Annotated in this window: 8 protein-coding genes; 3 read left to right on the top strand and 5 right to left on the bottom strand. The window is 63.2% G+C overall.

Translation table 11 applies throughout. The annotated features are described in order from the left end of the window. On the top strand, positions 1 to 152 hold a 152-nt coding region (locus FFS27_RS26095), incomplete at its 5' end, for a heme-binding protein (RefSeq protein WP_171019232.1). A gap of 404 nt (positions 153 to 556) precedes the next feature. Here FFS27_RS26095 and FFS27_RS26090 read toward each other — a convergent pair. Then, a complete protein-coding gene (locus FFS27_RS26090; protein WP_003087183.1) occupies positions 557 to 1,207 on the bottom strand; it encodes a TetR/AcrR family transcriptional regulator in 651 nt (216 codons plus the stop codon). Between the two features lie 235 nt (positions 1,208 to 1,442). Here FFS27_RS26090 and moaA point away from each other — a divergent pair, with 235 nt between their 5' ends. Both moaA and FFS27_RS26080 read left to right on the top strand, forming a co-directional pair. Continuing rightward, on the top strand, positions 1,443 to 2,438 hold the full coding sequence (gene moaA / locus FFS27_RS26085) for a GTP 3',8-cyclase MoaA (protein ID WP_003083204.1): 996 nt from the start codon (positions 1,443 to 1,445) through the stop codon (positions 2,436 to 2,438). 184 nt (positions 2,439 to 2,622) lie between these two features. After that, positions 2,623 to 2,952 carry a low molecular weight protein tyrosine phosphatase family protein gene (locus FFS27_RS26080; RefSeq protein WP_003087185.1) on the top strand — a complete coding sequence of 110 codons (330 nt, stop codon included), beginning with the start codon at positions 2,623 to 2,625 and terminating at the stop codon, positions 2,950 to 2,952. Positions 2,953 to 3,043: 91 nt separating this feature from the next. Here FFS27_RS26080 and FFS27_RS26075 read toward each other — a convergent pair whose 3' ends face one another. The 4 genes from FFS27_RS26075 to FFS27_RS33785 all read right to left on the bottom strand — a co-directional run. Next, positions 3,044 to 4,411, bottom strand: a complete 1,368-nt coding sequence (locus FFS27_RS26075) for a nucleobase:cation symporter-2 family protein (protein ID WP_003083208.1) — start codon at positions 4,409 to 4,411, stop codon at positions 3,044 to 3,046. A 682-nt stretch (positions 4,412 to 5,093) separates the two neighbouring features. After that, positions 5,094 to 5,354, bottom strand: a complete 261-nt coding sequence (locus FFS27_RS26070; protein WP_003083211.1) for a PAAR domain-containing protein — start codon at positions 5,352 to 5,354, stop codon at positions 5,094 to 5,096. Between the two features lie 12 nt (positions 5,355 to 5,366). Continuing rightward, on the bottom strand, positions 5,367 to 6,509 hold the full coding sequence (locus FFS27_RS26065) for a T6SS immunity protein Tli4 family protein (RefSeq protein ID WP_003145006.1): 1,143 nt from the start codon (positions 6,507 to 6,509) through the stop codon (positions 5,367 to 5,369). After that, the coding region (locus FFS27_RS33785; protein WP_256659643.1) for a hypothetical protein at positions 6,506 to 6,638 on the bottom strand (133 nt) is incomplete at its 5' end. The genes FFS27_RS26065 and FFS27_RS33785, both read right to left, overlap by 4 nt.

Raw genomic sequence — 6,638 nt, 5'->3', positions numbered from 1 at the left:
ATCTGGTTCCGGCGCCGGGTGGGGTGCTGATTCGCAACGACAAGGCAGAGGTGGTCGGCGCGGTCGGTATCAGCGGCGATACCTCGGATATCGACGAGCAATGCGCGATCCAGGGCGTGCTGGCGGTCGGGCTGGTGCCCGACGCCGGTTGAGCTTGCGGCCCGCTCACCAGGACCGGGCCTTCGCTCCCTTCTTCAGGTGGCGTACGCCGCCATCCACCAGGCTCTTCGTGCCATACCTGCAGCGGGGCTCGTTCGAGGCCAGGAATAGCGCGGCACTGGCAATCTCCAGCGGCTCCCCCAGGCGTCCCGGCCAATCTTCTCCCTCAGCGCCTGGGCGGCCTCGAGTTCGGTAGCGGCCTTGTCCAGCGCTGGCGTCCGGGTCGGCCCCGGGCTCAGGGCGTTGACCCGGATACCGTGCTCGAGCAACTCCGCCGATAGCGTCCAGGCGAGGTGTATGCGGAGCTGCCGCCGCGGGTCGAATACCGCGTCACGCCGCTCGGTGCGAAGCCGGCGCTGGGGCGGGGGCGGCACGCGATTGAGCGTGCCGCGGCGGGTCAGAGCGGCAGCGGCCGAAGCCGGCCGGCGCTCTTGCCGGATTGCCCGTCGGGCGTGCAGCCTTTCAGGACCAGGCGGGTGATGGTTTCCACCGCAGCGTCGTAGTCGGCGTCGCTGAGCTGTTCCTTGCCGGTGACGATGGAAATCTGCCAATCGAAGTCGGCATAGGTCTGGGTCGCCGCCCAGATGGCAAAGAGCAGGTGATGCGGGTCCACCGGGGCGAGCTGGCCACGGTCGATCCAGGTCTGCAGGCAGGTGACGTTGCGCTGGGCCTGGGCGTTCAGTTCGTCGAGGTATTCCTTCGGCAGGTGCGGCGCGCCGTGCATGATCTCGCTGGCGAAGACCTTGGAGGCATGCGGCAGCTCGCGGGAGATGCGGATCTTCGAGCGGATGTAGGCGGGCAGGGCGAGCAGCGGGTCGTCTTCCACGCGGAACGGCGCCGACGCTTGCAGCAGCGGCTCGACGATGCTTTCCAGCACGCAGCGATAGAGGTTTTCCTTGGACTGGAAGTAGTAGTAGACGTTGGGCTTGGGCAGGCCGGCGCGGGCGGCGATGTCGCTGGTCTTGGTCGCCGCGAAGCCCTTGTCGGCGAATTCCTCGCTGGCGGCGCGGAGGATCAGGCGCTTGTTGCGCTCGCGGATGCTGGTCATCAGTCCTTGTTCTTCATTGCTGCAACGGCGGCAGGAAGCCGAGGATGGTAGCACCCGCCCGGAGCGCCCCTCAAGCAAGGTGCGAGCGAGGCGGAGGCCCGGGAAATCCTGACCCGCCGGTTCATTTGCCCTATACATTTCCCGGTATTTGGAGTATTCGTTAGGGGTATCGAGTCGCCCGCTCGCACTCACCCACCGAGCGCCGGGCGAGCCCCCCGGAACAGAACGAGTCACTATGTCCGATTCCCGCCTGGTCGATCCCTTCGGCCGTCGCATCACCTACCTGCGCCTGTCGGTGACGGATCGCTGCGACTTCCGCTGCACCTACTGCATGAGCGAAGACATGCAGTTCCTTCCCCGCGACCAGGTCCTCAGCCTGGAAGAACTGTACGCGGTGGCCGACGCCTTCATCGGCCTCGGCGTGCGGCGCATTCGTATCACCGGCGGCGAGCCGCTGGTGCGCAAGGGCATCACCGGCCTGCTGGCACGCCTGGGGCAGCGTGCGGAACTGGAAGACCTGGCGATCACCACCAACGGTTCGCAACTGCGCGAGCGCGCCGCCGAGCTGAAGGCCGCCGGCGTCCGCCGCCTCAACGTCAGCCTCGACTCGCTGCAGCGCGAACGCTTCGCCGCCTTCACCCGTAGCGATCGCCTGGAGCAGGTGCTGGACGGCATCCAGGCGGCGCGCGAAGCCGGTTTCGAGCGGATCAAGCTGAACTGCGTGGTACAGAAGGGCCGCAACGACGACGAGATCCTCGACCTGGTCGAGTACGCCCTGGCCAACCAGTTGGACATCAGTTTCATCGAGGAAATGCCGCTGGGCAGCATCACCAGCCACCGTCGCGAACTGACTCTCTGCACCAGCGACGAAGTCCGGGCGATCATCGAGCGCCGCTGGCCGCTGACCCCGAGCCTGGCGCGCAGCGGCGGGCCGTCGCGGTATTACCAGATCGGCGACGAGCCCAGCCGGATCGGCTTCATCTCACCTCACAGCAATAATTTCTGCGGCGACTGCAACCGCGTGCGCGTCACCGCCGAGGGCAAGCTGGTGCTCTGCCTCGGCCACGAGGGGGCGCTCGACCTGCGCGAACTGCTGCGCAGCCATCCCGGCGACCGCGAGCGCCTGAGCGCGGCACTGGTGGCGGCGCTGAACCTGAAGCCGGAGCGGCATCACTTCGACGCCCAGGAGCAGGTCCAGGTGCTGCGTTTCATGAGCATGACCGGCGGCTGACGGTATCCTCCTGGGGCGATGGCACCAACGGCGCCATCCGCCGCTTCCTCCCCCATGCCTCCCGGGCGACCGTGTTTCGGCGCGCACCGCTCGCTGCCCCGTCCCGGGAAAAGCGACGCGGCGCAACGCCGAAACGCGGCCAAGAAGTCATGCTGCCTGCCGCGCCAGCAAAGGAAAGCCTCCCATGCACCGGGTCCTGTTCATCTGCAGCCGCAACCGCCTGCGTAGTCCCAGCGCCGAACGGCTGTTCGCCGACTGGCCGGGCGTCGAGACCGATTCCGCCGGGCTGGCGGCGGACGCCGAAACGCCTCTGGAGCGGGAGCAACTGGAGTGGGCGACGCTGGTCGTCGTCATGGAGCGCCGCCACCGGCAGGCTCTGCTGCGCCGGCACGCCGCGGCGATGAAAGGCAAGCGCCTGGTCTGCCTGGATATCCCGGACGACTACGCCTACATGCAGGCGGAATTGCTGCATCTGCTGGAGCGCAAGGCGGGGCCTTTCCTTCGGCGGGACTGAGTGGTGCGGACCGCGAGCGGAAAAAAAGAAGCCGGACGAAGTCCGGCCCGAGGGAAGGGCGGACCGGAAGTGTCGCCGGTCCGCCAGGGAGTCAGGAGTGCTTGGGCGCCGGCGCGTGGCTGCCGCACAAGTGGCTGCGGTCGTTGCGGCTGAGGATGTTGAACAGCAGGTTCAGCACCACCGCCCAGATCGCGGTCATGGCGATGCCGCTATGGGTGATCGGCTCCATCCAGACCGGCAGGCGGGCGAAGAAGTCCGGGCGCACCACCGGCACCATGCCCATGCCGATGCTTACCGCCACCAGCAACTGGTTGCGGCGGTCGGTGATGTTGGCCTCGTGGAGGATCTGGATGCCGCTGGCGGCGACCATGCCGAACATGGCGATGCCGGCGCCGCCGAGTACCGCCGGCGGGATCGAGGCGACCAGGAAGGCGGCCTTGGGCAGCATGCTGAGGAGGATCAGGAAACCGGCGGCGGCCACCGTGACGTAGCGGCTGCGCACCCCGGTCATCTGCACCAGGCCGATGTTCTGGGCGAACGAGGAATGGGTGAAGGTGTTCAGGAAACCGGCGAAGAACGAAGCGCCGGCGTCGCAGAGCAGGCCGCGGCGCAGTTCGGTCGGGGTGATCTCGCGGCCGGTGATCTTGCCCAGGGCGAGGAACATGCCGGTGGACTCGACGAAGATGATCACTACCACCAGGCACATCGACAGGATCGGCGCCAGGTCGAAGGTCGGCGCGCCGAAGTGCAGCGGGGTGACGATGTCGAACCAGGGGCGCTCGGCCAGACCGCCGAGGTCGACCATGCCCATGCCGCCGGCGATCGCGTAGCCCAGGCCCATGCCCATCAGCACCGAGATGTTGACCCAGAAACCGCGCATGAAGCGGTTGATCAGGAGGATGGTGCAGAGCACCAGGCTGGAGAGGAACAGGAAGTGCAGGGAGCCGAAGTCTTCCGCGCCTTTGCCGCCGCCGGCCCAGTTGATCGCCACCGGGAACAGGCACATGCCGATCGAGGTGATCACCGTGCCGGTCACCAGCGGTGGGAAGAAACGCACGATGCGCGACATGAAGGGGGCGATGAGCATGCCGAAGAAACCGGCGGCGATGGTCGCGCCGAAGATCCCGGTGATGCCCACGCCGGGCATCCCGGCCATCGCCACCATGCTGCCGACGGCGGCGAAGCTGGCGCCCATCATAACCGGCATGCGGATGCCCATCGGGCCGATGCCCAGCGACTGGACCAGGGTGGCGATGCCGGCGACCAGCAGGTCGGCGTTGATCAGGAAGGCGATTTCCTCGCGCGAGAGGCCGGCCGCCTGGCCGACGATCAGAGGCACGGCGACGGCGCCACCGTACATCAGCAACACATGCTGGAAGCCCACCAGCAGCAGCTGCGTCAGAGGCAGGCGCTGGTCTACGGGCGAGTCGGGGATGCGGCGATCAGTTACCACGGACATGCAACACCTCAGGCGTTTTTATTGTTGTCAGTCGCAGGCGGACACCGGAAAAGGCAGGTTCCGGCGGCCGGGTATTTCTGGCCGAACATCCACCCCAGGCTTCAGGGCGATGCGGTGGGGTGTTTTATATCCCCGTTGTGTGCTCGATTCAATCGATTTTTTGTATACAAAGTAATTTTTTGTAGTTGACCAATCGGTCTACTACAGGCTTTCCAGAGCTGCTTCCACTGTATCCATAGAACTGGCGCCGGCTACCCCCGGGACGCCCGGCGGTGTACGACATTGGTCGGATAGCCGACATGCTCTAGCCGCTGGGAGTTTTCAGCGACCACTACCTCAGTGAGCGCAAGCCTGGTGCAGCAAGGCCTTGAACCCTGTCGCCCGGGATCAGCCATGGGGCTTTGCGGAACGCCTGCTTGCATTGGCGACTACAAGTAGCGACGTGCGCGAGAGCAACCGGCCATCTGAGCGCCAGTAGATCCTGGCGGCAATGGAGACGCTCAACGAGCAAAGAGAATGCCGCCAGCGCTTGCTGGAGTGCACAACGGCAGACTGGCCAAGGTGCCAAGGCTCGGGGCAGGTCAGGCTGGACAAGAAGCCGGCGGAGTTTTCCTGAGCGTTCTACAGGAGAGGCACGAAGGAGGTCGCCGAAGTCGTTCGGCATATCGAACGTCCCCCTTTTTCAGTTTTCGGCAGCGCCCAACGGGCCACTGGCAATCAGGCTGGCACCACAAGCTGTTTTCATCCCATGTAGCGCGACCGGGACCCCATTCACATCCAGCAGGGCGCTACCTTCGGTAATGGGGAAGGTTCCCTTGCACAAGGGACAAACCACTTGGTGGCCTACACCGGCCATCGGCTTGCCGTTGAGGTCGGTCTGGCCGAACGCCTCAATCACCGTGCCTCCATGGCTGGTGGTGTCGCCAAGGCGAATGATGTCCATCGCGGGTTGCTCCTATAGGTCGTCCAGCCAGCTGTCTTTTGGCTTCAGGCTGGAGAGGAATTCCTCGTAGACATAGTCATCACCGAGCGTTTGGCCGCCAGGCGTAGCAGGTGTCGGAGCAGGGGAAGGACCGGCATTTCCGCCACGCGGCGATGAAGACGTCGGGCGCACGCGAATCGAATCGACAATGGCGTCCCACAGTTCCAAAGCCTCTTTGTCCGATTTGAAGGCAGGGGGCGGTGGTTTACCGTTTTCATTGCTGCGTTCCAGTACCGCCAGTCCCGCAGTAAGATGGGGCTCGGTTAGCGATTCCTCCTTGCCTTGAACCTCCCACATGAAGGTATAGCCGCGCTGCCCCTTATCGCTTCCCGCAACCAGATATTCCTCTCCAGGAAGGCCCCCGACAGGATGCTTTCCTTTTCTTAACCTTTCCATGCCTGCAAACGTGGAGAGCATGTTTTGCACGAAGCCGTCGACTCGCTCAAGAAGGCTGTTTAGCTCAGCTCCCGTGGAGGAGCGGAATTCAAAGCGCGCGCCGGGGTGCTCAGGGAAAGTGACTCCCACTCCAAACCTCTCCACTTGAAAACTATCCCCTGCAATATAAGCGTGGTCGATGCAAAAGCCCGGCTCGCTGGGGATTTCTTTTGGCGCGCGAGAACGTAGATTTCGAGCTAAAGCCCTAGATATCTCCACAGCATGTTGCTCTCTGTCTACCGAAACTTTCCCTTTCCAACGATAGGCATGCCACGTAGGCTTAGATGTAACATAGGTATCCAATAAATAGGTTTTAGAGGCAACCTCTGAAGACCAAGACAATAAACCTACTGATTCATTGCCAAAGTCAATTTTACGAAGAAACATGTTGCCTTTGGATTTATGTCTCTGAGTCCTCCACTCTTGTTCAAGACGATCAACCCTGGCTGCCAGTTCGGTAGGTTTATCATCTAAGTACTCAATTCTGTCTCCCCATAGGTAGTATCCGGCATTGATTACCGCGTCAGGTGGCAGATCAATCAGAAAGCGACCAAAGCAATGAGTAATCCATCCGGTCTTGTCCATGGAAGAGCTCCGAGAAGAAGAAAACGAAGTGCAACTGGTCATGCTGGTCAAGACCACCACTCCAAGTACAGCAAGCAACCGACGGGGATGCATCATGTCCCTCCTTTGTCATTAGGATGCCAATCCGCCAACTGGGTGATTTTGATCACCCCATATAGCGCTGCCCATTGAGCACGAGCATCGTTGTAACTCTCCTGGTGCTCATAGCCCCGTTTGGTATTGGCC

Origin of the sequence: Pseudomonas sp. 2VD, from assembly GCF_005503585.1 — a bacterium.
In the GTDB taxonomy this organism is placed as follows: Bacteria; Pseudomonadota; Gammaproteobacteria; order Pseudomonadales; family Pseudomonadaceae; genus Pseudomonas; species Pseudomonas aeruginosa.
This window is presented reverse-complemented; position numbering and strand designations above follow the sequence as displayed.